Origin of the sequence: Pseudomonas sp. R1-1, assembly GCF_051132135.1 — a bacterium.
In the GTDB taxonomy this organism is placed as follows: domain Bacteria; phylum Pseudomonadota; class Gammaproteobacteria; order Pseudomonadales; family Pseudomonadaceae; genus Aquipseudomonas.
On sequence record NZ_CP071663.1, the window covers coordinates 243,458 to 266,551 of the forward strand.

22 protein-coding genes and 1 pseudogene are annotated in these 23,094 nt (G+C 60.1%); 11 read left to right on the top strand and 12 right to left on the bottom strand.

Annotated features, from left to right (window positions below; translation table 11 throughout):
- Positions 1–5: 5 nt before the first annotated feature.
- Positions 6–869 carry a YicC/YloC family endoribonuclease gene (locus J3P75_RS01085; RefSeq protein ID WP_434709038.1) on the bottom strand — a complete coding sequence of 288 codons (864 nt, stop codon included), beginning with the start codon at positions 867–869 and terminating at the stop codon, positions 6–8.
- A 268-nt stretch (positions 870–1,137) separates the two neighbouring features.
- On the opposite strand from J3P75_RS01085, the gene rph reads away from it, so the two are divergent.
- From rph to gltS, 3 genes are all read left to right on the top strand, one after another.
- The gene (gene rph, locus J3P75_RS01090; RefSeq protein ID WP_090287527.1) at positions 1,138–1,860 is read left to right on the top strand and encodes a ribonuclease PH; all 723 of its coding nucleotides are present in this window, start codon (positions 1,138–1,140) and stop codon (positions 1,858–1,860) included.
- Positions 1,861–1,888: 28 nt separating this feature from the next.
- Positions 1,889–2,257 carry a DUF4870 domain-containing protein gene (locus J3P75_RS01095; protein ID WP_203420003.1) on the top strand — a complete coding sequence of 123 codons (369 nt, stop codon included), beginning with the start codon at positions 1,889–1,891 and terminating at the stop codon, positions 2,255–2,257.
- Between the two features lie 367 nt (positions 2,258–2,624).
- Positions 2,625–3,833 carry a sodium/glutamate symporter gene (gene gltS, locus J3P75_RS01100; protein WP_434594353.1) on the top strand — a complete coding sequence of 403 codons (1,209 nt, stop codon included), beginning with the start codon at positions 2,625–2,627 and terminating at the stop codon, positions 3,831–3,833.
- A gap of 74 nt (positions 3,834–3,907) precedes the next feature.
- Here gltS and J3P75_RS01105 read toward each other — a convergent pair whose 3' ends face one another.
- Positions 3,908–4,687, bottom strand: a complete 780-nt coding sequence (locus J3P75_RS01105; RefSeq protein WP_007920349.1) for an exodeoxyribonuclease III — start codon at positions 4,685–4,687, stop codon at positions 3,908–3,910.
- 82 nt (positions 4,688–4,769) lie between these two features.
- Here J3P75_RS01105 and pyrE point away from each other — a divergent pair, with 82 nt between their 5' ends.
- The gene (gene pyrE, locus J3P75_RS01110; RefSeq protein WP_090287521.1) at positions 4,770–5,414 is read left to right on the top strand and encodes an orotate phosphoribosyltransferase; all 645 of its coding nucleotides are present in this window, start codon (positions 4,770–4,772) and stop codon (positions 5,412–5,414) included.
- A 183-nt stretch (positions 5,415–5,597) separates the two neighbouring features.
- On the opposite strand, the gene argB is transcribed toward pyrE, so the two are convergent.
- From argB to coaBC, 4 genes and pseudogenes are all read right to left on the bottom strand, one after another.
- Positions 5,598–6,503, bottom strand: coding sequence for an acetylglutamate kinase (gene argB / locus J3P75_RS01115; RefSeq protein WP_016772548.1), 906 nt, complete (start codon positions 6,501–6,503; stop codon positions 5,598–5,600).
- Between the two features lie 17 nt (positions 6,504–6,520).
- A pseudogene (locus J3P75_RS01120) lies at positions 6,521–7,897 on the bottom strand (phosphomannomutase/phosphoglucomutase); the annotation flags it as partial.
- A 264-nt stretch (positions 7,898–8,161) separates the two neighbouring features.
- Complete coding sequence (dut, locus tag J3P75_RS01125) at positions 8,162–8,617, bottom strand: dUTP diphosphatase (RefSeq protein ID WP_434709039.1); 456 nt, start codon at positions 8,615–8,617, stop codon at positions 8,162–8,164.
- 5 nt (positions 8,618–8,622) lie between these two features.
- Positions 8,623–9,831 carry a bifunctional phosphopantothenoylcysteine decarboxylase/phosphopantothenate--cysteine ligase CoaBC gene (gene coaBC, locus J3P75_RS01130; RefSeq protein ID WP_434711398.1) on the bottom strand — a complete coding sequence of 403 codons (1,209 nt, stop codon included), beginning with the start codon at positions 9,829–9,831 and terminating at the stop codon, positions 8,623–8,625.
- 133 nt (positions 9,832–9,964) lie between these two features.
- On the opposite strand from coaBC, the gene radC reads away from it, so the two are divergent.
- Positions 9,965–10,639, top strand: coding sequence for a RadC family protein (radC, locus tag J3P75_RS01135; RefSeq protein WP_203420000.1), 675 nt, complete (start codon positions 9,965–9,967; stop codon positions 10,637–10,639).
- 131 nt (positions 10,640–10,770) lie between these two features.
- Here radC and J3P75_RS01140 read toward each other — a convergent pair whose 3' ends face one another.
- Entirely contained in the window at positions 10,771–12,357 is a 1,587-nt protein-coding gene (locus J3P75_RS01140; RefSeq protein ID WP_434709040.1) for an ABC transporter substrate-binding protein, read from the bottom strand.
- Between the two features lie 448 nt (positions 12,358–12,805).
- On the opposite strand from J3P75_RS01140, the gene rpmB reads away from it, so the two are divergent.
- Positions 12,806–13,039, top strand: coding sequence for a 50S ribosomal protein L28 (gene rpmB / locus J3P75_RS01145; RefSeq protein WP_007920377.1), 234 nt, complete (start codon positions 12,806–12,808; stop codon positions 13,037–13,039).
- Positions 13,040–13,050: 11 nt separating this feature from the next.
- Entirely contained in the window at positions 13,051–13,206 is a 156-nt protein-coding gene (gene rpmG / locus J3P75_RS01150; RefSeq protein ID WP_003177274.1) for a 50S ribosomal protein L33, read from the top strand.
- 179 nt (positions 13,207–13,385) lie between these two features.
- On the opposite strand, the gene J3P75_RS01155 is transcribed toward rpmG, so the two are convergent.
- On the bottom strand, positions 13,386–13,748 hold the full coding sequence (locus tag J3P75_RS01155; protein ID WP_203419998.1) for a cupin domain-containing protein: 363 nt from the start codon (positions 13,746–13,748) through the stop codon (positions 13,386–13,388).
- A gap of 235 nt (positions 13,749–13,983) precedes the next feature.
- On the opposite strand from J3P75_RS01155, the gene J3P75_RS01160 reads away from it, so the two are divergent.
- Positions 13,984–15,477, top strand: a complete 1,494-nt coding sequence (locus J3P75_RS01160) for an aldehyde dehydrogenase (RefSeq protein ID WP_090287506.1) — start codon at positions 13,984–13,986, stop codon at positions 15,475–15,477.
- Between the two features lie 189 nt (positions 15,478–15,666).
- Positions 15,667–16,812, top strand: coding sequence for an MFS transporter (locus J3P75_RS01165; protein WP_394504529.1), 1,146 nt, complete (start codon positions 15,667–15,669; stop codon positions 16,810–16,812).
- Between the two features lie 121 nt (positions 16,813–16,933).
- On the opposite strand, the gene J3P75_RS01170 is transcribed toward J3P75_RS01165, so the two are convergent.
- Together J3P75_RS01170 and J3P75_RS01175 are read right to left on the bottom strand one after the other, a co-directional pair.
- Positions 16,934–18,502 (bottom strand): phospholipase D family protein, encoded by a 1,569-nt coding sequence (locus tag J3P75_RS01170; protein WP_434709041.1) that lies wholly within the window; start codon positions 18,500–18,502, stop codon positions 16,934–16,936.
- 61 nt (positions 18,503–18,563) lie between these two features.
- Positions 18,564–19,985 (bottom strand): PLP-dependent aminotransferase family protein, encoded by a 1,422-nt coding sequence (locus tag J3P75_RS01175; protein WP_434709042.1) that lies wholly within the window; start codon positions 19,983–19,985, stop codon positions 18,564–18,566.
- A gap of 175 nt (positions 19,986–20,160) precedes the next feature.
- On the opposite strand from J3P75_RS01175, the gene J3P75_RS01180 reads away from it, so the two are divergent.
- Positions 20,161–20,403, top strand: coding sequence for a DUF1127 domain-containing protein (locus tag J3P75_RS01180; protein WP_434709044.1), 243 nt, complete (start codon positions 20,161–20,163; stop codon positions 20,401–20,403).
- 123 nt (positions 20,404–20,526) lie between these two features.
- Here the strand turns inward: J3P75_RS01180 and J3P75_RS01185 are convergent, their stop codons facing one another.
- Positions 20,527–21,837 (bottom strand): NAD(P)/FAD-dependent oxidoreductase, encoded by a 1,311-nt coding sequence (locus J3P75_RS01185; RefSeq protein ID WP_434709045.1) that lies wholly within the window; start codon positions 21,835–21,837, stop codon positions 20,527–20,529.
- 145 nt (positions 21,838–21,982) lie between these two features.
- Here J3P75_RS01185 and J3P75_RS01190 point away from each other — a divergent pair, with 145 nt between their 5' ends.
- The gene (locus tag J3P75_RS01190) at positions 21,983–22,336 is read left to right on the top strand and encodes a YkgJ family cysteine cluster protein (protein WP_090287488.1); all 354 of its coding nucleotides are present in this window, start codon (positions 21,983–21,985) and stop codon (positions 22,334–22,336) included.
- A gap of 129 nt (positions 22,337–22,465) precedes the next feature.
- On the opposite strand, the gene J3P75_RS01195 is transcribed toward J3P75_RS01190, so the two are convergent.
- On the bottom strand, positions 22,466–22,954 hold the full coding sequence (locus J3P75_RS01195) for an Lrp/AsnC ligand binding domain-containing protein (protein ID WP_010465173.1): 489 nt from the start codon (positions 22,952–22,954) through the stop codon (positions 22,466–22,468).
- Positions 22,955–23,094: the final 140 nt, after the last annotated feature.

Here is a 23,094-nt window from a genome sequence, read left to right on the forward strand (position 1 = left end):
TAGCCTTACTCAATGTTCTGCACTTGTTCGCGCATCTGCTCGATCAACACTTTGAGGTTGACGGCGGCCTGGGTGCTGCGCGGGTCGAAGGCCTTGGAGCCCAATGTATTGGCTTCGCGGTTGAGTTCCTGCATCAGGAAGTCGAGGCGCCGCCCGGCCGCACCGCCGGACTTGAGCACCCGGCGTACTTCGATGATGTGGGTGCTCAGGCGGTCCAGTTCTTCGGCGACGTCGCTTTTTTGTGCGAGCAGGACCATTTCCTGCTCCAGACGCTGCGGATCCAGCTCGGCCTTCATGTCAGCGAAGCGGTCGAGGACCTTCTGGCGCTGGGTGGCGAGCATTTGCGGGACCAGCTCGCGCAGGGTCACGACGTCTTCTTCAATGGCGGTCAGGCGATCGTTGATCAAGCGGGCCAGCTCCGCGCCTTCGCGCTCGCGGCCAGCCTTCAGATCCTTCAAGCCCTGATTGAACAGCGCCAGCGCATCGGCGTTCAACGCTTGTGGATCCGTCGCATCACCCACCAGCACGCCCGGCCAGGCCAGCACTTCCAGAGGGTTCAATGCCGCAGGGTTGCTGATCAAGCCAGCGATGGTTTCGGCAGCAGCGACCAGTTGGGCCGCGCGCTCGCGGTCAACTTGCAGTGCCTTGCCGGTGCTTTCTTCGGTGAAGCGCAGGGTGCATTCGAGCTTGCCTCGCGACAGGCCCTGGCGCAACGCTTCGCGCACGGCGCCTTCGAGGTCGCGAAACGACTCCGGCAGGCGCAGGTGCGGTTCCAGATAGCGGCTGTTGACCGAGCGCAATTCCCAGCTCAGGGTGCCCTGGGCGCCGGCTTTCTCGACGCGGGCGAAGGCGGTCATGCTGTGCACCATGGCGGTGACCTCGCAATGCAGATCGGCGCAGCAGGGGTTCCGCAGGCGCGATATCAATGAATGTAAGCCGACTGGCAGCAAAGGCGCAGGATTGTAGCGCAGTGCGGCGAGCGCGCCCAAACACACCCTGTGACAAAGCGCTGCAGCCCGTCGGTAACAGGCGCTTCAGAGCCCTCGCCGGTCGGCCCGGCTTTTTAACCAGTGCCCAGTCGCGGTGCGCCGCTCTATAATGCTCGGTAGTTTTCCGTCCTCAGCACAGGTATTCCCTATGAAACGTCCAAGTGGTCGCGCTGCCGATCAGCTCCGCTCGATCCGCATTACCCGCAACTACACCAAACACGCCGAGGGATCCGTGCTGGTCGAATTCGGTGATACCAAAGTCATCTGCACCGTCAGCGTCGAAAACGGCGTGCCGCGCTTTCTCAAAGGTCAGGGCCAGGGCTGGCTGACCGCCGAATACGGCATGCTGCCGCGCGCCACTGGCGAACGTAACCAGCGTGAAGCAAGCCGCGGCAAGCAGGGCGGTCGCACCCTCGAAATCCAGCGTCTGATCGGCCGCTCCCTGCGCGCGGCGCTGGACATGTCCAAGCTGGGCGATGTGACCCTGTACGTCGACTGCGACGTGATCCAGGCGGACGGCGGCACCCGTACGGCGTCGATCACCGGTGCCATGGTTGCGCTGGTCGATGCACTGAAAGTGATCAAGAAACGTGGTGGCCTGAAGGGCGGCGACCCTCTCAAGCAGATGATCGGCGCGGTATCGGTCGGTATGTATCAGGGCGAGGCGGTGCTGGATCTCGACTATCTTGAAGATTCCGCTGCCGAGACCGATCTGAACGTGGTAATGACCAGCACCGGTGGTTTCATCGAGGTGCAGGGCACCGCTGAAGGCGCGCCGTTCCAGCCTGAAGACCTCAACGCCATGTTGGAACTGGCGAAGAAAGGCATGAACGAAATCTTCGAACTGCAAAAGGCTGCATTGGCCGACTGAACAGGTTTCCAACCGCAAGGAGGACGCGATGAGTGATGAGCAAGAGCTGCTGCCCAAACCGAGCCATGAGGTTCGCCAATGGGCGATGTTTTGTCACTTGTCTGCCTTGCTGGGGATCTGGATTCCGTTCGGCACGCTGATCGGGCCGCTGATCCTGTGGCAGATGAAGCGCGAGATGGACCCGTTCATCGATGCCCAAGGCAAAGAGGCGCTGAATTTCCAGATCACTGTGGCAATCGCTTCGGCGATCTGTTTTTTGCTGATGGTGCTGATCATCGGGTTTTTCCTGTTTGGCCTGCTGGCCATCGCTGCTCTGGTGTTGACCATCATTGCTGGCGTCAAGGCCAATGAAGGCTTCCCTTATCGGTATCCCTTCACTTGGCGGCTGATCAAATAAGCGAACCGAAAAATCAAATCAAACGCCCGAGTTATCCGGGCGTTTTTATTTGTGCAACGTAATAAGTTTCTGTCTTGTGTGGGAATAGTCTTTAATTGACGAGTGGTGTTTTTATATTAGTAGGTGTTGCGCAACTACATCTTTCGTCACAACTCGTTCGCGCAGTACCTGATCGAGTTCTTGTTATGGCCTGGTGCTGATTGTTAAAGTTACCCGGCGTCGTGTTTCCCTTGAAACATCTCGATATGTTCAAGCCATCGAAGGCTCTTGAATTTCCCAGTAATCAGTGTTGATCAAATCAGCCGGTTCATGAGTCGAGCCCAGGTAAACGCTCGCCTCCTGAATACATAGCCAAGAATAAATCCACATGATTCAGCTCGATTTCTACGGCACGCTCGTGGCCGCGTCATTAGTGTTACTACTCGGTCGCGGACTTGTTTCGCGTGTCGGCTTTTTGCGAAGTTACAATATTCCCGAACCGGTAGCGGGCGGCCTGGTGGTCGCCGTGCTGTTATTGATATTGCGCACCTTTGATATTGAAGTGCGCTTTGATACTTCCTTGCAAACGCCGTTGATGTTGGCTTTCTTCGCGACGATTGGCTTAAGTGCGGACCTCGCCAGCCTGAAAAAGGGTGGCCGCGTTGTCGGCATATTCCTGCTGGCAGTTATCGGCTTGCTGGTGGTGCAGAACGCCATGGGTATCGGGTTGGCAACCATGCTTGGGCTGGACCCGCTGATGGGCCTGCTGACCGGTTCGATCACCCTGGCCGGCGGGCATGGTACGGGTGCCGCCTGGGGAACGGTATTCAGCGAAAAGTATGGGCTGGCCTCCGCCTCGGAACTGGCGTTGGCCTCGGCGACGTTCGGTCTGGTCCTCGGCGGACTGATCGGCGGCCCGGTTGCGCGCTTGCTGATCAAGCGTGTGCAAGTGCCGGGCTGCAATCAGGAGCAAGCCCCGCGGTTACCAAAAGGCTTCGAGCAGCCGAATAAGGAGCGCTCGATTACGCCATTTTCCTTCGTCGAAACGCTGGCGTTGATTGCCGTCAGCCTGCTGGCTGGCAATCTGTTGAATGGCTTGCTGCAGGGCACTGCCTTCGAACTGCCGACGTTTGTCTGCGTGCTGTTCGTGGGCGTGGTGTTGCGCAATGGTCTGTCGGCACTGGGCTTGTATCAGGTGTTCGAGCGTGAGGTTTCGGTGCTCGGCAACGTCAGCCTTTCGCTGTTTCTGGCGATCGCGCTGATGTCGCTGAAATTATGGGATCTGGCGGCGCTGGCCTTGCCGATCTTTATCATTCTCGCTGTGCAGGCGCTGGTCATGGCGCTGTTCGCGATTTTTGTGACATTCCGGGTGATGGGCAGCAACTACGATGCCGCCGTACTGGCTGCGGGGCATTGCGGTTTCGGCCTGGGCGCCACGCCTACCGCGATCGCCAATATGCAGGCGGTGACGCAGCGCTATGGGCCTTCGCAGATTGCCTTTCTGGTGGTGCCGATGGTCGGAGCGTTCTTTATCGACATCATCAACGTCATCGTGATCAAGCTTTACCTGGCCTTGCCGTTGTTCGCCGCTGTCTAGGCTGCGTCTTTGTTCGAGACGAAAAAAATGCCCGCATCTGACGATGCGGGCATTTTCTGACGGCGATCGGACGTTTAGATGGTCAGCGTCCAGTCGTAGTCGACGATCAGCGGCGCGTGCTGCGAGAACCGTGGCTGACGCGGCAGGCGTGCGCTGCGCACGAAGCGCCGCAGGCCTGGTGTCAGGATCTGATAATCGAAGCGCCAGCCCAGATTGAGCATCTCGGCCTGTTCGTTATCTGGCCACCAGCTGTACTGATCGCCTTCGCGGCTGACTTCGCGCAACGCATCGACGTAGCCCATGTTGCCGACAATCTCGTCCATCCAGGCCCGTTCCGGCGCCAGGAAGCCTGGAGACTGCTGGCTGTCGCGCCAGTTCTTGATGTCGAGCTTCTGCTGCGCCACGTACAGCGAGCCACAATAAATGTACTCGCGACGTTTGCGCCGCTGTTTGTCCAGATACTTGCCGAAGTCGTCCATGAGCTTGAACTTCTGGTTCAAGTCCTCATCGCCGTTCATCCCCGAAGGAAGCAGCAAAGTGGCAATACTGACTTTGTCGAAATCTGCTTGCAGGTAGCGCCCGTAGCGGTCGGCCGTCTCGAAACCGAGACCGCTGATGACAGCCTTCGGTTGCAACCGCGAATACAAAGCCACGCCGCCTTGGGCAGGGACTTCAGCATCGCAGGCATAAAGGAAGTAGCCATCCAGTTGGAAGGCTGGGTCGTCCAGTTCAAAGGCGGAGGCACGGGTGTCCTGCAGGCAGATGACGTCGGCATTCTGTGCTTGCAGCCAACTGAGCAAACCGCGCTCGACTGCCGCCTGAATACCATTGACGTTCACACTGATGATCCGCATAAATGGCCCCAAAAATCGCGTGCGTGTATGATACACGGCGTCAAGCTAATTAGCTAAATCCGTGGTATTTGGGGTTTTTTTCATGCAAGCGTATCAGCGCGATTTCATTCGTTTTGCCATCGATCGCGGCGTTTTGCGCTTCGGTGAGTTCACCCTGAAGTCCGGGCGCACCAGTCCCTACTTCTTCAACGCCGGCCTGTTCAACTCGGGCTCGGCCCTGGCGCAGCTGGGGCGTTTCTACGCCGCCGCCATCGCCGAAAGCGGCATTCCTTTCGATGTTCTGTTCGGCCCGGCCTACAAAGGCATCCCGTTGGCAGCGACCACTGCCGTTGCGCTGGCCGAACACCATGACCGCGACCTGCCATGGTGCTTCAATCGCAAGGAAGCCAAGGCTCACGGCGAAGGCGGCAGCCTGGTCGGCGCACCGCTGACCGGCGACGTGCTGATCATCGATGACGTGATCACTGCCGGTACCGCGATTCGCGAAGTGATGCAGATCATCGCCTCGCAGGAGGGCGCCAAGGCCGCCGGCGTGCTGATCGCCCTGAACCGCCAGGAGCGCGGCAACGGCGAACTGTCGGCGATCCAGGAAGTGGAGCGCGACTTCGGTATTCCGGTGATCAGCATCGTTTCGCTGAATCAGGTGCTGGAATTCCTCGCTGACGACCCGCAGCTCAAGCAGCACTTGCCGGCCGTGGAAGCGTACCGCGCCCAGTTCGGCGTTTAAGCGCCGGCTTTGTGGGAGCGAGCCTGCTCGCGAAAGCGTCTCGCCAGCCGACATTGATGTTGAATAGAAGTCGGTGTTCGCGAGCAGGCTCGCTCCCTCATGGGTCCTTCCACATGGGTTTTTCGGTAAAAAAAAGCCCCCGTTCAGTCAGACTGAGCGGGGGCTTTTTGTTTGCGCGATCGCTTACGGACGCTTGCGATTGCTGATCAGCGTACCCACACCGGTGTCGGTGAAGATTTCCAGCAGAATCGCGTTCGGTACACGGCCGTCGATGATCAACGAACTGCCGACACCGCCCTGAACCGCTTCCAGCGCGCAACGGATCTTCGGCAGCATGCCGCCGTAAATCGTGCCGTCAGCGATCAGATCGTCGACCTGCTGCGTGCTCAGGCCCGTCAACACCGTGCCGGATTTGTCCATCAGGCCGGCGATGTTGGTCAGCAGCATCAGCTTCTCGGCTTTCAGCGCTTCGGCAACCTTGCCGGCCACCAGGTCAGCGTTGATGTTGTACGACTCGCCGTTCTCGCCCACGCCGATCGGCGCGATCACCGGGATGAAGTTGCCTTTGACCAACAGGTTCAGCAGTTCGGTGTTGATCCCGACCACTTCGCCGACATGACCGATGTCGATGATTTCCGGTTGGGTCATCTCCGGGGTCTGCCGGGACACGGTGAGCTTCTTCGCGCGAATCAGCCCGGCGTCTTTACCGGTCAGGCCGATGGCGCTGCCGCCGTGGCGGTTGATCAGGTTGACGATGCTCTTGTTGACCTGACCGCCCAGGACCATTTCCACTACGTCCATGGTGGCCGCGTCGGTCACGCGCATGCCGTCGACAAAATGGCTCTCGATCGACAGGCGCTTGAGCAGATCACCGATCTGCGGGCCGCCACCGTGTACCACCACCGGGTTGATGCCCACGGCCTTCATCAGCACGATGTCGCGGGCGAAGCCGGTTTTCAGCTCCTCGCTTTCCATCGCGTTGCCGCCGTATTTGATCACCAGGGTCTTGCCGACATAACGTCGGATGTAAGGCAATGCTTCGGACAGGACCTTGGCAGTGTTGGCGGCGGCTTCGCGTTCGAGGGTCATTCAGGGCTCCGGGTGGATCAGAACGGTAGTTGGAGATCAGGTGCAACGCGTTTCAGTTGGGCGTGGAACACATCCTTGATGCGCTGCAATTCAGCCTCGTCATCGGCCTCGAAGCGCAGCACCAGCACCGGTGTGGTGTTGGACGCGCGCACCAGGCCCCAGCCTTTGGCGTAATCGACCCGCACGCCGTCGATGGTGGTGAGGTCAGCGCCTTCACCCCACTGAGCATCGTGCAGTGCATCAATGATGCTGAATTTGCTCTCTTCGGTCACATGGATATTGATTTCCGGCGTAGAAATATCGTTCGGGAAGGTCGCAAACAGCTCTTCCGCGGTGGATTTTTCCTTGCTGAGGATCTCCAGCAGGCGTGCAGCGCTGTAGATGCCGTCGTCGAAACCGAACCAGCGTTCCTTGAAGAAGATGTGCCCGCTCATTTCACCGGCCAGCAGTGCGCCGGATTGTTTCATTTTCTTTTTGATCAACGAATGACCGGTCTTCCACATTAGCGGCCGACCACCGTATTCCTTGATCAGCGGCACCAGGCGGCGGGTGCATTTGACGTCGAAGATGATTTCCGCGTCCGGGTTGCGTGCCACCACGTCGCGGGCGAACAGCATCAGCAGGCGATCCGGGTAAACGATGCTGCCGGTGTTGGTTACCACGCCGACACGGTCGCCGTCGCCATCGAAGGCCAGGCCGATATCGGCGTTGGTTTCCTTGACCTTGGCAATCAGGTCGACAAGGTTCTCCGGCTTGCCCGGGTCCGGGTGATGGTTGGGGAAGTTGCCGTCAACTTCGCAGAACAATGGAATGACTTCACAGTTCAGTGCTTCGATCAGTTGCGGGGCGATCACGCCGGCCGCGCCGTTGCCACAGTCGACCACGACTTTCAGGCGACGGGCCAGTTTGATGTCCTGGACGATTTCGGTGTTGTAGCGGTCGAGGATTTCAACCTGGGTGACGCTGCCCTGGCCGCTGCTCAGATCGTTGTTCTTGATGCGCTGGTGCAGTACCTGAATCTGCTCGTTGGCGAGAGTGTCGCCGGCGATGACGATCTTGAAGCCGTTGTAGTTCGACGGGTTGTGGCTGCCGGTGAGCATGACCCCGGATTTGCCGGCCAGCACGTTGGCGGCGTAATACAGCGCCGGTGTCGGCACCAGGCCGACGTCGCTGACATGGCAACCGCTCTCGGCGATGCCGCGAATCAGCTCGGCGACCAGTTCCGGACCGGACAGGCGGCCGTCACGACCGACCGACACGTTCGGTTCGCCCTGGGCCAGGCTCTGTGAGCCGATGGCGCGGCCGATCCAGTAAGCGGTTTCACCGTTCAGAAAATCCGGCACGGTGCCGCGAATGTCATAGGCGCGGAAAATGCTCTCGGGGAGGGTCGGGGCGATCTTGGCTGGAGTGCTCATCTGCACAAATGCTCCATCTGGAAAGTGGCGGGACAGGCCGACGAATCGTTCGACGGCAGGCTCAAACTGAAGGGTATGACGGCGTTTTCCACAGAGAGTTCGTGCTATGAAAGGGCCATGACACCCAATACAGCGGGGCTTTGACCGGCCAATGCCTTGATTTACCGCGCTAAACCTTGCAGATGACAATTTCGGTTTGCGGTGAGCCAGTGAGCTGGCTTACCACCGGATCGCCCGACTGGATCACTTCGTTCCGGTATGCCCGAAACCGCCGGTGCCGCGTTCGGTTTCGACGAATTCCTCGACCATTTCGAAGTGCGCCTGAACCACCGGCACCAGCACGAGTTGCGCCAGACGTTCGCCGACGGTCATGGAGAAATCGCTCTGGCCACGGTTCCAGCAGGACACCATCAGCGGGCCTTGGTAGTCGGAGTCGATCAGGCCGACCAGGTTACCCAGCACGATGCCGTGTTTATGGCCCATGCCCGAGCGCGGCAGGATCAGCGCGGCGAGGTTCGGGTCGCCGATGTAGACCGACAGGCCCGTGGGGATCAGCACGGTTTCACCCGGCTTGATCACGGTGTCCTGATCCAGCATGGCGCGCAGGTCGAGGCCGGCGGAGCCCGGGGTGGCGTATTGCGGCAGCGGGAAGTCGGTGCCGATGCGTGGGTCGAGGATCTTGGCTTGCAAAGCGTGCATGTAAATTAAACCTGGTTCAGACGTTCGGCGATAAAAGTGACCAGCTGGCGGGCGATCTTGCCCTTGCTGGTCTGGGCGAAAACCGTGGCGTGCAGCTCACGGTCGATGACGCTGCAGGCGTTTTCTTCGCTGTTGAAACCGATGCTCGGGTTGGCGACGTCGTTGGCGACGATCAAATCGAGATTCTTGTCCTTCAGCTTGCGTGCAGCGTAGTCGAGCAGGTGTTCGGTCTCGGCGGCGAAGCCGACACTGAACGGACGGTCGGGACGGGTCGCGATGCTCGCGAGGATGTCCGGGTTGCGCACCATTTGCAGGACGAAACCGTCACCACTTGCAGGATCTTTCTTGAGTTTTTGCGGGGCAACGACTTCCGGGCGGTAGTCCGCCACGGCTGCCGAAGCGATGAATACGTCGCAGGGAATCGCCGACTCGCAAGCAGCGAGCATGTCGCGGGCGCTGACCACGTCGATCCGCGTGACGCGATCGGGGGTTGGCAGGTGCACCGGGCCGCTGATCAGGGTGACGCGGGCTCCAGCTTCTACCGCGGCTTCGGCGAGGGCGAAGCCCATTTTGCCGGAGCTGTGGTTGGTGATGTAGCGCACCGGGTCGATGTTTTCCTGAGTCGGGCCGGCGGTAATCACTACATGCTTGCCGGTCAGCGCCTGGCGCTGGAAGCAGTCGGCGGCGAGCAGCGCCAGCTCGGTGGCTTCCATCATACGGCCCATACCGACGTCGCCGCAGGCCTGGCTGCCGGACGCCGGCCCAAAGGTCTTCAGGCCACGGCTTTCGAGCAGTTGCAGGTTGGCCTGGGTGGCTGGATCGCGCCACATGGCCTGGTTCATCGCTGGCGCGACGGCGACGATGGCGTCGGTGGCCAGCACCAGCGTGGTCAGCAGATCGTTGGCGATGCCTTGAGCAAGGCGCGCAAGCAGGTCGGCGGTGGCCGGGGCGATCAGCACCAGATCGGCCCACTTTGCCAGTTCGATATGGCCCATCGCGGCTTCGGCGGCCGGGTCGAGCAAGTCGAGGTGCACCGGATGGCCGGACAGGGCCTGCATGGTCAGCGGAGTGATGAACTCGGCGCCGCCATGGGTCATGACCACGCGCACTTCGGCACCCTGGTCGATCAGGCGGCGAACCAGATCGGCGCTCTTGTAGGCCGCAATGCCGCCGCCGACGCCCAGAACGATGCGTTTCCGATACAGCCGCTGCATAGGTCTGCCTTTCATTTCGTTGATGACTGCGCGGCGATGCCCCTCCCCAGGGTTGAATCGCGCGCAAAAAAGATGGGCTACGATATCACAGCGACCGCTACGGAACAGCGGCGCCCACAGACAGGGAGTGTGTATGAGTATTCGCGATTGGCCGGCGGCAGAGCGGCCGCGGGAAAGGTTGTTGGAACACGGGGCAGGGAGCCTTTCGGACGCTGAGTTGCTGGCGATTTTTTTGCGCACCGGAGTACCCGGAACAAGCGCCGTAGACCTGGCGCGACATCTGCTGAAGCAATTCGGCAGCCTGCGTTTACTGCTCGAGGCCGATCAGGACGCATTCAGTAAACAAATGGGACTCGGGCCGGCGAAGTTTGCGCAACTGCAAGCCGCGCAAGAAATGAGCAAGCGCCATCTGGCCGAGCGATCACGGCAGAAGCCGGCACTGGAAAACCCCCAAGTCGTGCGCGACTACCTGAAAGCGATGCTGCGGCACGAGCCGCACGAAGTGTTCGGCTGCCTGTTTCTCGACTCGAAGCATCAAGTACTGAATTTCGAAGCGCTGTTTCGCGGCTCGATCGACAACACCAGCGTGCATCCCCGGGAAGTGGTGAAGCGCGCGCTGGCCAATAACGCGGCGGCGGTGATTCTGTGTCACAACCATCCCTCCGGGAACACCGACCCCAGCCAGGCAGATCGACTGCTGACCAAGCGGCTACAAAAGACCCTGGAGCTGATCGATGTGCGGGTGCTGGATCACTTCATCGTCGGCGATGGCGAGCCGCTGTCGATGGCGGAGTGTGGCTGGATGTAGTTCTCATGAATAACTCGCTCCCCTGTAGGAGTGAGCCTGCTCGCGATAGCAATCTTCCAGTCACCGCATGGGTTGACCGAAGTGCCGCCATCGCGAGCAGGCTCACTCCTACAGGTTTTGTGCAGGGCAGGTTATTTGAGGTTGACCTTGGAGTAGTCTTGCCGACCGAACGGGCTCACCGAATAGCCGTTGATGTCCTTGCGCGTCAGCGCATACGCCGTCGGGTGCGCCAGCGGCAGCCACAACGCCTGTTGCTGAATCTGCGCCTGCGCCTGTTCATACAGTTTGGTGCGCACGCCTTGTTCGCTGGTGGTCTTGCCCGCGCTGATCAGCTTGTCCAGATCGGCATTGCAGTAGCGGGCGAAGTTGGTGCCGGACTTGACCGCTGCGCAGGAAAACTGCGGCGTGAGAAAGTTGTCCGGATCGCCGTTGTCACCGGCCCAACCCATGAACAGCAGATCATGCTCACCCGCCTTGGCGCGGCGAATCAGCTCGCCCCATTCGATCACGCGGATCTCTGCCTGAATGCCGATTTCAGCCAGGTCCGACTGCAACATCTGCGCGCCGAGGCTCGGGTTCGGGTTGAGCAGGCTACCCGATGGCCGCGTCCAGATCGTGGTCTGGAAGCCGTCCTTCAGCCCGGCCTTGGCCAGCAACGCCTTGGCCTTCGCCACGTCGTGCGGGTAGCCCGGCAGGTTCTTCGCGTAGCTCCAGGTGTTCGGCGGATACGGGCCATTGGCGGCTTCGGCGGTGTCTTCGAACACAGCTTTGATGTAATTGGCCTTGTCGAAGGCGAGGTTGATGGCCTGACGCACTTCCGGCTTGTCCAGTGGTGGATGCTGACTGTTGATGCCAACGAAAGCGGTCATGAACGCGTCAGTCTTTTCGACTTTCAGCGTCGGCTCTTTCAGCGCGGCTTGTACGTCGAGTGGTTTCGGCGACAGGGCGATCTGGCATTCATTGCGCCGCAGTTTTTGCAGGCGCACGTTGGCGTCCGGGGTGATGGCGAAGATCAGCGGATCGACCGCAGGCTTGCCACGGAAGTAATCCGGGTTGGCCTTGTAGCGGATCGCCGCGTCCTTTTGAAAGCGATTGAACACGAACGGGCCGGTGCCGATCGGCTGGCTGTTGAGCTTGTCGGTCGCGCCGGCTTTCATCAGCTTGTCGGCGTACTCGGCCGAGTAGATCGAAGCGAAGCCCATGCTCAGGGTGGCGAGGAAAGTCGAGTCCGGGTGATCAAGGGTAAAGCGCACGGTCAGCGGGTCGAGCGCATCGATTTTCTTGATCAGCGCCGGCAATTGCATCGATTGCGCGTGGGGGAAGCCGCTCTGCGCGACTTTGTGCCAAGGGTTGGCCGGGTCGAGCATGCGGTCGAAGCTGAACTTGACGTCTTCGGCGGTCAGCTCACGGCTCGGTTTGAAGTAGTCGGTGGTGTGAAACTTCACCTGCGGATGCAGCTTGAATACGTACGTCAGCCCATCGGTGCTGACTTCCCAGCTGTCGGCCAGGCTCGGGATGACTTTGCCACTGGCGGTGTCGAAATCGACCAGACGATTCATCAGCACGTCTGCCGAGGCGTTGGTGGTGGTCAGCGAGTTGTACTGCACCACGTCGAACCCTTCAGGGCTGGCCTCGGTACAGACGCTCAGCGCGGCGGCCTGGGCCAGAGGGCTTAGCAACAGCGGGGCGAGCAACAGGGGTAGGGCAGCGAGGCGCATGGTCGGTTTCCTTTACAGATCGAAGGCCCATCTGCAAGTGCAGTCTGGAAAAGTCCTACCCTAGAGGTCTGAATTGCAAATGACTATCCCCTTTTTGTATTTTTCCAGGCACCGCGACGACACCGTTTCAGGTTGGCCTGCCCAGGAAAAAGTCTGAAGTGTCGTTGCAGGTGATTTTCTGCGACGAGCGGTAAAAATCGCCGCCAGCCTTTATTCAAGGGAACCGCAGGCCGAAAAAACGCCTTTTTGCCGATTGATTGCACACCGATTGTTGTTGCACCCCGGTCTTTCTGGTATAAAGCAGCGCTCTTTTCTAGGGGCCCGGTTCCTTCACTGTAGGTGTAGCCGGTAAGACCTCTAAAGAAACGCGGCGCCTGGCGCCAAATGACTGAGAGATTAAGCGGCCAACCCATGCCGGGTTGGGCATGTGGTTTTAGAGGGCTGAGGCATGTCGAGAGTATGTCAAGTTACCGGTAAGGGTCCGGTGACTGGGAATAACATTTCCCACGCAAACAACAAAACCCGTCGTCGTTTCCTGCCGAACCTGCAGCATCACCGCTTCTGGGTTGAAGAAGAGAAACGTTTTGTGCGTCTGCGCGTATCTGCCAAAGGCATGCGTATCATCGACAAGCGTGGCATCACTGTCGTGCTCGCCGAACTTCGCCGCGATGGCAAGATTTAAGGGAGCTAATCATGCGTGAATTGATTCGTTTGATCTCGAGCGCCGGTACTGGTCACTTCTACACTACCGACAAGAACAAGCGTACTACCCCGGACAAAATCGAGATCAAGAAATATGATCCGGTTGTTCGCAAGCACGTGATCTACAAGGAAGGCAAAATCAAGTAATTGATTTTTCCCGACTTACGAAAGAGGCCCGTATCTCACGATACGGGCCTTTTTTGTTGCCTTCAGATTGTATTGCCTGTCAGGGCCTCATCGCGAGCAGGCTCACTCCTACAATTGGATGCGGTCACCTGTAGGAGTGAGCCTGCTCGCGATAGGGCCGGATCAGCCGACGAAAATTTTCAAGCCTTCTGTTCAAAGATCACATAGATCTTGCGGCAGGCTTCCAGCACTTCCCAGGTTCCGCGGAACCCCGCTGGAATCACAAAGCGATCGCCGACACGCAAGGTCTTGGCGTTGCCCTCGCTGTCACGCAGCACCGAAACGCCCTGCAGAATCTCGCAATACTCATGCTCGGTGTAATTCACCGTCCACTGGCCCACCGCACCTTCCCAAACGCCCGCGCCCATCTGGCCACAGGGACTTTCGTATTGATGGAACACGGCTTGTTCAGGATCGCCCTTGAGCACTTTGGCCGGGTCTGGGCGATAGCGTTCGGCTTCGCTGCCGGTCAGGCTGATGTCGACGACGTTCTGGATGTTCATTGTTGTTTTCTCCGGTGATGACCGCGCGTGGACTGGAATGGGTGAAAGTCTATGTTTATTAAATTGAACACTGCAAGGCCGTATGGCCGGCTTATGTCAAATATATTGAAACAAACCCGGCCGCTGGTTTAGGGTGGCGGGTGCCTTGGGCCGACATGCAGGCTGGCCGGGCAGTATTCTTGATGAACGTCGCAGCACTTGCGGCGTTCGTATTCAAAAAGAGGAGGACACCCGAATGACCACCCTGACTCGTGCCGACTGGGAACAACGCGCCCGCGATCTGAAGATCGAAGGCCGCGCCTACCTCAATGGCGAATACACCGACGCCGTTTCCGGCGAAACCTTCGAATGCATCAGCCCGGTCGATGGCCGTCTGCTCGGCAAGATCGCCAGCTGTGACGCCGCCGACGCCCAGCGCGCTGTGGAAAATGCCCGCGCCACGTTCAATTCCGGCGTGTGGTCGCGCCTGGCGCCGAGCAAGCGCAAAGCGACGATGATCCGTTTCGCCAGCCTGCTCAAGCAGCACGCTGAAGAGCTGGCCCTGCTCGAAACCCTCGACATGGGCAAGCCGATCAGCGACTCGCTGTACATCGATGTGCCGGGCGCAGCGCAAGCGCTGAGCTGGAGCGGCGAAGCGATCGACAAGATCTACGACGAAGTCGCCGCCACGCCCCACGATCAACTGGGACTGGTAACCCGCGAGCCGGTCGGCGTGGTGGGCGCCATCGTGCCGTGGAACTTCCCGCTGATGATGGCGTGCTGGAAACTCGGCCCGGCGCTGTCGACCGGTAACTCGGTGATCCTCAAGCCGTCGGAAAAATCGCCGCTGACCGCCATCCGCATCGCCGCGCTGGCTGTCGAAGCCGGTATTCCCAAAGGCGTGCTCAACGTACTGCCGGGCTACGGCCACACCGTTGGCAAGGCGCTGGCCTTGCACAATGATGTCGACACGCTGGTGTTCACCGGCTCGACCAAGATCGCCAAGCAACTGATGATCTACTCCGGTGAATCGAACATGAAGCGCGTCTGGCTGGAGGCCGGCGGCAAGAGCCCGAACATCGTCTTTGCCGATGCGCCGGACCTGCAAGCCGCTGCCGAATCCGCCGCCAGTGCGATCGCCTTTAACCAGGGCGAGGTTTGCACCGCTGGTTCGCGTCTGCTGGTCGAGCGTTCGATCAAGGACAAATTCCTGCCGATGGTGATCGAGGCGCTGAAAACCTGGAAGCCCGGCAATCCGCTGGACCCGGCGACCAACGTTGGCGCGCTGGTCGATACCCAGCAGATGAACACCGTGCTGTCGTATATCGAATCCGGCCACAGCGACGGCGCCAAACTGGTGGCTGGTGGCAAGCGCATCCTTCAGGAAACAGGCGGTACGTATGTCGAGCCGACGATTTTCGACGGCGTGAGCAATGCGATGAAGATTGCTCAGGAAGAAATCTTCGGCCCGGTGCTGTCGGTCATCGCTTTCGACAGCGCTGAAGAAGCCATTCAGATCGCCAACGACACGCCATACGGTCTGGCTGCGGCGGTGTGGACGCAGGACATCTCCAAGGCGCACTTGACCGCCAAGGCCCTGCGCGCCGGTAGCGTGTGGGTCAACCAGTATGACGGCGGCGACATGACCGCGCCGTTCGGCGGCTTCAAGCAGTCAGGCAACGGCCGCGACAAGTCGCTGCATGCGTTCGACAAGTACACCGAACTGAAAGCGACCTGGATCAAGCTGTAAGCCGCTAACGCGAGCCCGGCCACCCTCGGGCTCCCTGGCAAAACAGAGATCCCCTGTGGGAGCGAGCCTGCTCGCGAAAGCGGTGAATCAGTCAGCCAATGTGCTGAATGTGAAACCGTATTCGCGAGCAGGCTCGCTCCCACAGTTGCTTGATGTGTCCTCTAAAAAATATCCACAGGAGCGTGGAACATGCGGTGGGCGACGTATTTCGCCGTGTTGGCGTCGGTCTTGAGTGTCGGCCTGGCCCTGGGCGTGAGCATGCCGTTGGTGTCGCTGCGTCTTGAAGGCTGGGGCTACGGCGCTTTCGCCATCGGTGTGATGGCGGCCATGCCGGCGATCGGCGTGTTGTTGGGGGCCAAGGTTTCCAGCCATCTCGCTGCGTATTTCGGTACGGCGAACCTGATGCGCTTGTGCCTGTGGGCCGGAGCCTTGTCGATCGGCTTGCTGGCGCTGCTGCCAAGTTATCCGGTCTGGCTGCTGCTGCGCCTGCTGATCGGGGTGATCCTGACCATCGTGTTCATCCTCGGCGAGAGCTGGATCAATCAATTGGTGGTCGAGCAATGGCGCGGTCGCTTGGTGGCGCTGTATGGCAGCAGCTATGCGTTGAGCCAACTGTCGGGGCCGTTGCTATTGGGTGCGCTCGGTACCGAGCATGACTACGGTTTCTGGGTCGGTGTTGGCTTGCTGACCGTTTCGCCGTTGTTGTTGCTGGGGCGCAGTGGGGCACCCAGCAGTGAAGCGAGCAGCGTGACCTTTGTCGACCTGTGGGGCTTCGCCCGTGAGCTGCCGGCGATCGCCTGGGCGGTGTCATTGTTCGCCGCGTTCGAGGCGATGATCCTGACGTTGCTGCCGGTGTATTGCCTGCAACAGGGTTTCACCGCGGAAATCGCCTTGGCCATGGTCAGCACCGTAGTGGTCGGCGATGCGCTGCTGCAATTGCCGATTGGCGCCTTGGCCGATTACCTGTCGCGGCGCACCTTGTTTGCTGGCTGCGCGGTGGTGCTGATGCTCTCGAGTCTGGCGATTCCGCTGCTGCTCGACACGCTGCTGATCTGGCCGTTGTGGGTACTGTTCGGTGCCAGTGCCGGCGGGCTGTTCACCCTGTCACTGATTCTGATCGGCGAGCGTTATCGCGACGATGCGCTGGTGCGCGCCAACGCGCATATCGCGCAGCTGTGGGGTATCGGTTGTCTGGTCGGGCCGTTGGCGGCGGGGGCGGGCAGTCAGTGGATCAATGGGCATGCGTTGCCGCTGTTGATGGCGGTGGGGGCGTTCGGATTGGTGCTCTTGCTGTTGCGGCAGGGCGCCTTTGGCACAACGGCAGAAGCTGCCTGAACACATCCCTCGTGGGAGCGAGCCTGCTCGCGAAAGCGGTGCATCAGTCAGCTCATTTGCTGGATGTGAAACCGCTTTCGCGAGCAGGCTCGCTCCCACAGGGGATTACCGTCAGCCGGAATCAGAGCATGCGCTCCAGACCCACGCTGGTGCTGAACCATGCATTGAAGCGCCGCCACCAGCTCCCCGGTTCCTTGGTCAGCGTGTGCATCTGGCCGTTGTCCTCGGTGACCCAGACGACCTGGCCGCTTTCCAGTTTCGCCTGGTAGCTCAGGTTCGGCGCCATGCCTTGCAATGCCAGTGCGCGGACATGCTCGGCCAGTTCCGGGCTGTCGACCAACACGCCGACTTCGGTGTTCCACAGTACCGAGCGCGGATCGAAGTTGAACGAACCGATAAACGATTTGCGTCGATCAAAGATCATCGCCTTGCTGTGCAGGCTGGAATCCGAGCCGCGATACGACTTGCTGTAGAACAGCCGCGGGCCACTGCCGTAGTTATCCCCAGGCTGGCGCCGCAGTTCATAGAGTTTCACGCCATGCTCCAGCAACGCCTTGCGATACGGCGCATAACCGCCATGCACCGCCGGCACGTCGGTAGCCTCCAGCGAGTTGGTCAGCAGATTCACCGAAACCCCGGCGTCGGCCCGCCCGGTCAGGTAAACCAGCCCTGGCTGACCCGGCACGAAATACGCCGAAATCATGATCAGCTCTTTGCTCACCCCGGTCAGTTCCGGCGCCAGTTGCGTGGTCAGCAGCAGGTGTGGGTCGGGTTCGCCCTTGGACAGCACCTTGCTCGGTGCATCCCACAACGCCTGATTCCACGCCCAGATCAGCTCTTTGCGCCAGATGTCCATGCGTGGGTCGGTCTTGAATTTCATCAACTGTTGATACAGCGCGTGATTCTGTTTGCGCGTTTCTTCCAGCGATTCTTCCAGGCGCGTGCGAGTGTTCTGCAGGTCCGCGGCGCTCGGTCTGGCCGAGAGAAATTCCTCGATCGGTTTGCTCAGTGCGCTGTTCCAGTACTGGTCGAAGCTGTGCCCGAGCTGCTCGGCAACCGGTCCGAGGCTGAGCATGTCGATGTCAGTGAAATTCAGGTTGGGCTCGGCATCGAAATACTCATCGCCCAGATTGCGCCCGCCGACAATCGCCGCGCTGTTGTCCGCCAGCCATAACTTGTTGTGCATGCGCCGGTGTTGCACGGACAGGTTGAACAGCCGTCCCGCCGCCCGCGTGACACCGGTGCTGCGACCCAGATGCAGAGGGTTGAACAAGCGAATCTGGATCTGCGGATGCGCCGCCAGCGTGGCGATGATCTGGTCGAGGCCGTCGCTGGTGGTGTCGTCGAGCAGAATGCGCACACGCACGCCACGGTCGGCCGCCTTGAGCACTTCCTCCACCAGCATGCGTGTGCTGATGCCGTCGTGAACGATGTAGTACTGCAGATCGAGACTGGTCTGGGCGTTGCGAATCAGCTCGGCGCGGGCGGTAAACGCCTCGCCGCTGTCAGACAACAGGCGAAAACCCGATTGCCCCTGGTAGGGCGCGGCCTGAGCCTGAATCGAACGGCCGAAAGCCGAGTCCGACGCCGGCAAGGCCTGGCTCGGTTCGCGCGGCACATCGAGGCTGGCGCAACCGCTCAGGAACGAGGCGAGTAACAGCAAAGCGAGTAGGGGCTGTCTGAGGCTCACGTAGGATCGTTCCGGTTGGCGGCTAAGGTCGGCATTTTGGACGCCGGGCGCGGGAAAAAGGTCAGTCGCTCTCGGCAAGCAATTTGATCGCGGCGGCACCGACCCTGCGCACTGCTTCTTCGATCTGTGCCGTTGGTTTGGCAGCGTAGTTCATCCGCAGGCAATTGCGGTACTTGCCCGAGGCAGAAAAGATGCTGCCGACGGCAATCTGTACGCCTTGATCGTGCAACGCACGATTCAGTTTCAGCGTGTCGAAGCCTTCCGGCAGTTCCACCCAGAGCATGAAGCTGCCCTGCGGGCGACTGGCGCGGGTGCCGACGGGAAAGTAGCGGGTCACCCAATCGATCATCGCATCACGATTGCGCTGGTATTGCATGCGCATACGCCGCAAGTGCGGTTCGAAGTGGCCGGCCTTGAGAAATTCGGCGATGGCAATCTGCGGCTGCGGCGCGGTCGAGCCGGTGCTGATGTATTTCATGTGCAGCACCCGCTCCAGATAGCGGCCGGGTGCGACCCAACCAATGCGCAGCCCCGGTGCCAGGGTCTTGGAAAACGAACTGCACAGCAATACACGGCCGTCCTCGTCGAAGGATTTGATCGTGCGCGGACGCGGGTAGGAATACGCCAGCTCGCCATACACATCGTCTTCGATGATTGCCACGTCAAAGCGTTGCGCCAGCGTCAGCAGCGCACGTTTACGCGACTCGGGCATGACGTAGCCGAGCGGGTTATTGCAGTTGGGTGTGAGCTGTATGGCTTTGATCGGCCACTGTTCCAGCGCCAGTTCCAACGCGTCGAGGCTGATGCCGGTGAGCGGGTCAGTGGGAATCTCCAGGGCTTTCATGCCCAGGCCTTTGAGCGTTTGCATGGCGCCGTGAAAACTCGGCGAATCCACCGCGACGATGTCGCCCGGTTCGCAGATCGCATGGATGCTCGTGGACAGCGCCTCGTGGCAACCGGTGGTGATCACCAGATCGCTGGCGCTCAACTGGCAGCCGGAATCGAGCATCAGCCGCGCAATTTGTTCACGCAGTTCGAGGTTGCCGTGGATGTTGTCGTAATACAGACCGGGCATGTCCTGCCGGCGGCTGATCCGCGCCAGACCGCGCAGCAGCGGTTTCATCGTTGGTGAGCCAACGTCGGGCATGCCGCGACCCAATTGCACGACGTCTTTGCGCGGCACTGCGCGGATCAGTTCCAGCACCTGATCCCATTGCGAAATCTCCACCGGCCGTTGTGCCGGGCGGCCCACGGCGGGCAGCTCCGGCAGCTCACGGCCGACCGGGACAAAGTAGCCGGACTTGGGTTTCGGCGTGGCGAGGCCGCTGTCCTCGAGCATGCGATAGGCCTGTTGCACCGTGCTCAGGCTCACTCCATGTTCAACGCTCAAGGCGCGCACCGAGGGCAAGCGATCGCCGGGCCGATAGAAGCCCTGTTCGATGCGGGTGCCGAGCAATTCGGCGAGGTTTACATACAGAGTCATGGCGCCCTCGGTGCAGTTGAGCGAAAACCAGTACAGATGCGGCAAAAATTGATCATTCAGTCGGCAGATCTATGAATCTGTATGGATTTAATACAGGTTCTTTGAATCTGTAATGCTTTTTCCCGCCCGCGCATCATGGAATCTCTGGCTACCCAAGTAAACAGGAGCGACAAAAATGAACGGCTTGAGCGATGTGCGGCTGACGTTACACAGTCAGGAACTGGCGGCAGGGCAGAAGGAGCGGGCGCGCAATGAACTGCGCAATGCACCGTCCGGGCTGAATCGCTGGGGTCTGTTGTGGCACCGTCTGCATACGCGCAAGGCGTTGCTGGCGCTGACGACCGATCAGCTCAAGGATGTCGGCCTGACCCGGGAGCAGGCACTGGAGGAGGGGTTGAAGCCGTTCTGGCGGATCTGACTTTCACCGATCGTTCCCAAGCTCTGCGTGGGAACGCCGCCCCGGACGCTCTGCGTCCACTGTGACGCAGAGCGTCACTGGATGCATTCCCACGCAGAGCGTGGGAACGATCTCTAAAAGCTGTCAGAGCAATTCTTTCAGCCGATGCCACAACATCCCCAGCGCCAACAACGGCGAGCGCAAATGCTTGCCGCCGGGGAAGGTGATGTGCGGCACCTTGGCAAACAAATCAAAGCCACCGCCATGCTGGCCACTGATCGCCTCGGCCAGCAGCTTGCCCGCCAGGTGCGTGGCATTCACGCCGTGCCCGGAATAGGCCTGGGCGTAATACACATTCGGCTGATCGGCGAGCCGGCCAATCTGCGGCAGGCGGTTGGCGCCGATGCCGATCATCCCGCCCCACTGATAATCGATCTTCACCCCAGCGAGTTGCGGGAACACCTCAAGCATCTTCGGCTGCATATACGCGGCGATGTCTTTCGGATCGCGCCCCGAATAATGGCAGGCGCCGCCGAACAACAAGCGTCGATCCGCTGACAGTCGGTAATAATCCAGGGCGACACGCTGGTCGCAGACCGCCATGTTCTGCGGCAGCAGGCTGTGCGCCTGCTCTTTGCTCAGTGGTTCGGTGGCAATGATATAGCTGCCGGCCGGCAGGACTTTGCCGCTGAGCTGCGGATTCAGGTCATTCAAATAGGCGTTGCAGCCCAGCACCAGGGTCTTCGCACGTACTGAACCCTGTTCAGTGTGCACCTTCACTTCGGCACCGTAATCGATGCGGATGACTGCCGATTGCTCGAACAGCTTCACACCCAATTGCTGCGCTGCTGCGGCTTCGCCGAGCGCCAGATTCAGCGGGTGCAAATGCCCGGAGCCCATGTCGATCAAACCACCAACGTAGCGTTTGGAGCCGACCACGGTGTGCATCTCGTTGGCTTGCAACAGCCGGGTTTCGTGGCGATAGCCAAGGCTGTGCAGCTCTTCGGCCTCTTCGGCAAAACCTTGCAGATCAGCAGGCTTGTTGGCGAGGTCGCAGTAACCCCAGGTCAGGTCACAGGCGATCTGGAAACGCTCGACGCGCTGGCGAACGATCTCCACCGCTTCCAGGCCCATGAGTTTCATCGCCCGCACGCCGTCGGTGCCGACAACGTTGGCGAATTGATCGAGGCCATGACCCACGCCGCGAATCAGCTGCCCGCCGTTGCGCCCACTGGCGCCCCAGCCGATCCGGTGCGCCTCCAGCAGGACGACGCTGAAGCCGCGTTCAGCCAGTTCCAGCGCGGTGTTCAACCCGGAAAACCCGCCACCGACCACACAGACGTCGGCCAGCACTTCACCTTGCAGCCGCGGATGGTCTGGCTGCGGCAGGCTGCTGGCGGCGTAGTAAGAGGCGGCGTGGGGTTGGCTCGCGAAAGTGTGGGCGCGGGCGGTCATGGGCGTCATCCTGAGGCGGTGTCGAGAAAATTTGACGGAGCATAAGCCGCACGGCCGAGCACGGGCAACATTGGTCGGCCTACGGTGTCTGGCCCAAGTCTTTTGCGGCACAATTGCCGTCCATTTCCCTTCGGTCACCGTTTCGATGAGCTGCAACAGCCAGAAAATCCGCACGTTGCGTCAGCAGATTCCCTCGTTCGAGTGCGTACCCGGCTGCCACGACTGCTGCGGGCCGGTGACCACGTCGCCCGAGGAAATGGCCCGACTGCCGCGCAAGACCCGCGCCGAGCAGGATGCGGCGATGCAAGAACTGAACTGCGTACACCTGGGGCCGAATGGCTGCACGGTGTATGAGGAACGGCCGTTGATCTGCCGGTTGTTTGGCACGACCAAAACGTTGCCTTGCCCGAATGAGCGGCGGCCGGTGGAGCTGATTCATCCGCGGGTTGAGAAGCAGATTTTCGAGTACATGGCGGCGAATCGGCAGGTGTTGGTTTGACTCGATAAACCGAGTCGCCTGCATCGCTAGCAGGGCTAGCTCCCACAGAGTTCGCAGGTGTGCACATTATTTGTGTTCACCACGGAACCTGTGGGAGCCAGCCTGCTGGCGATGGCTGCGGCACAAATTTCAGTCAGGAATCGGCAGGCACAGGCTCTCTTTGACTTCTTCCATGACGATATAGCTCTTCGATTCGCGCACATGCGGCAACTTGAGGAGGATGTCGCCGAGCAATTTGCGGTACGAAGCCATCTCGGAAATCCGCGCCTTCACCAGGTAGTCGAAATCCCCTGACACCAGATGACATTCCAGGACGTGGGGCAATTTCAGCACCGCACGTCGGAACTCCTCGAAAGTGTCGCCGGATTTGTAGTCGAGGCTGATCTCGACGAACACCAGCAGGCTACCCTTCAAATGCTGCGGATTGAGCCGGGCGTTGTAGCCCATGATGATCCCCTCGCGCTCCAGACGCCGCACGCGCTCGGTGCAGGGCGTGGTGGAGAGGCCGACCTTTTCCCCCAGTTCGGTAAACGAAATGCGCCCGTCCGCCTGCAGGATCCGCAGGATGTTGCGGTCGATCTTGTCCAACTCGCGCTTGGTCTGGGTGTTGGTCCGCATAGGGGATGCGCCTCCGTGAAAAGGTTTTTTACCGAGAATTGTCGCCAAATATAGGCGCTTATATAGTGAAAAGCACTGGCATTTCTTTTCTACACTGCGCTCATCATTGCTCTAACAACACAGCTCGGCACAAAGCCGCG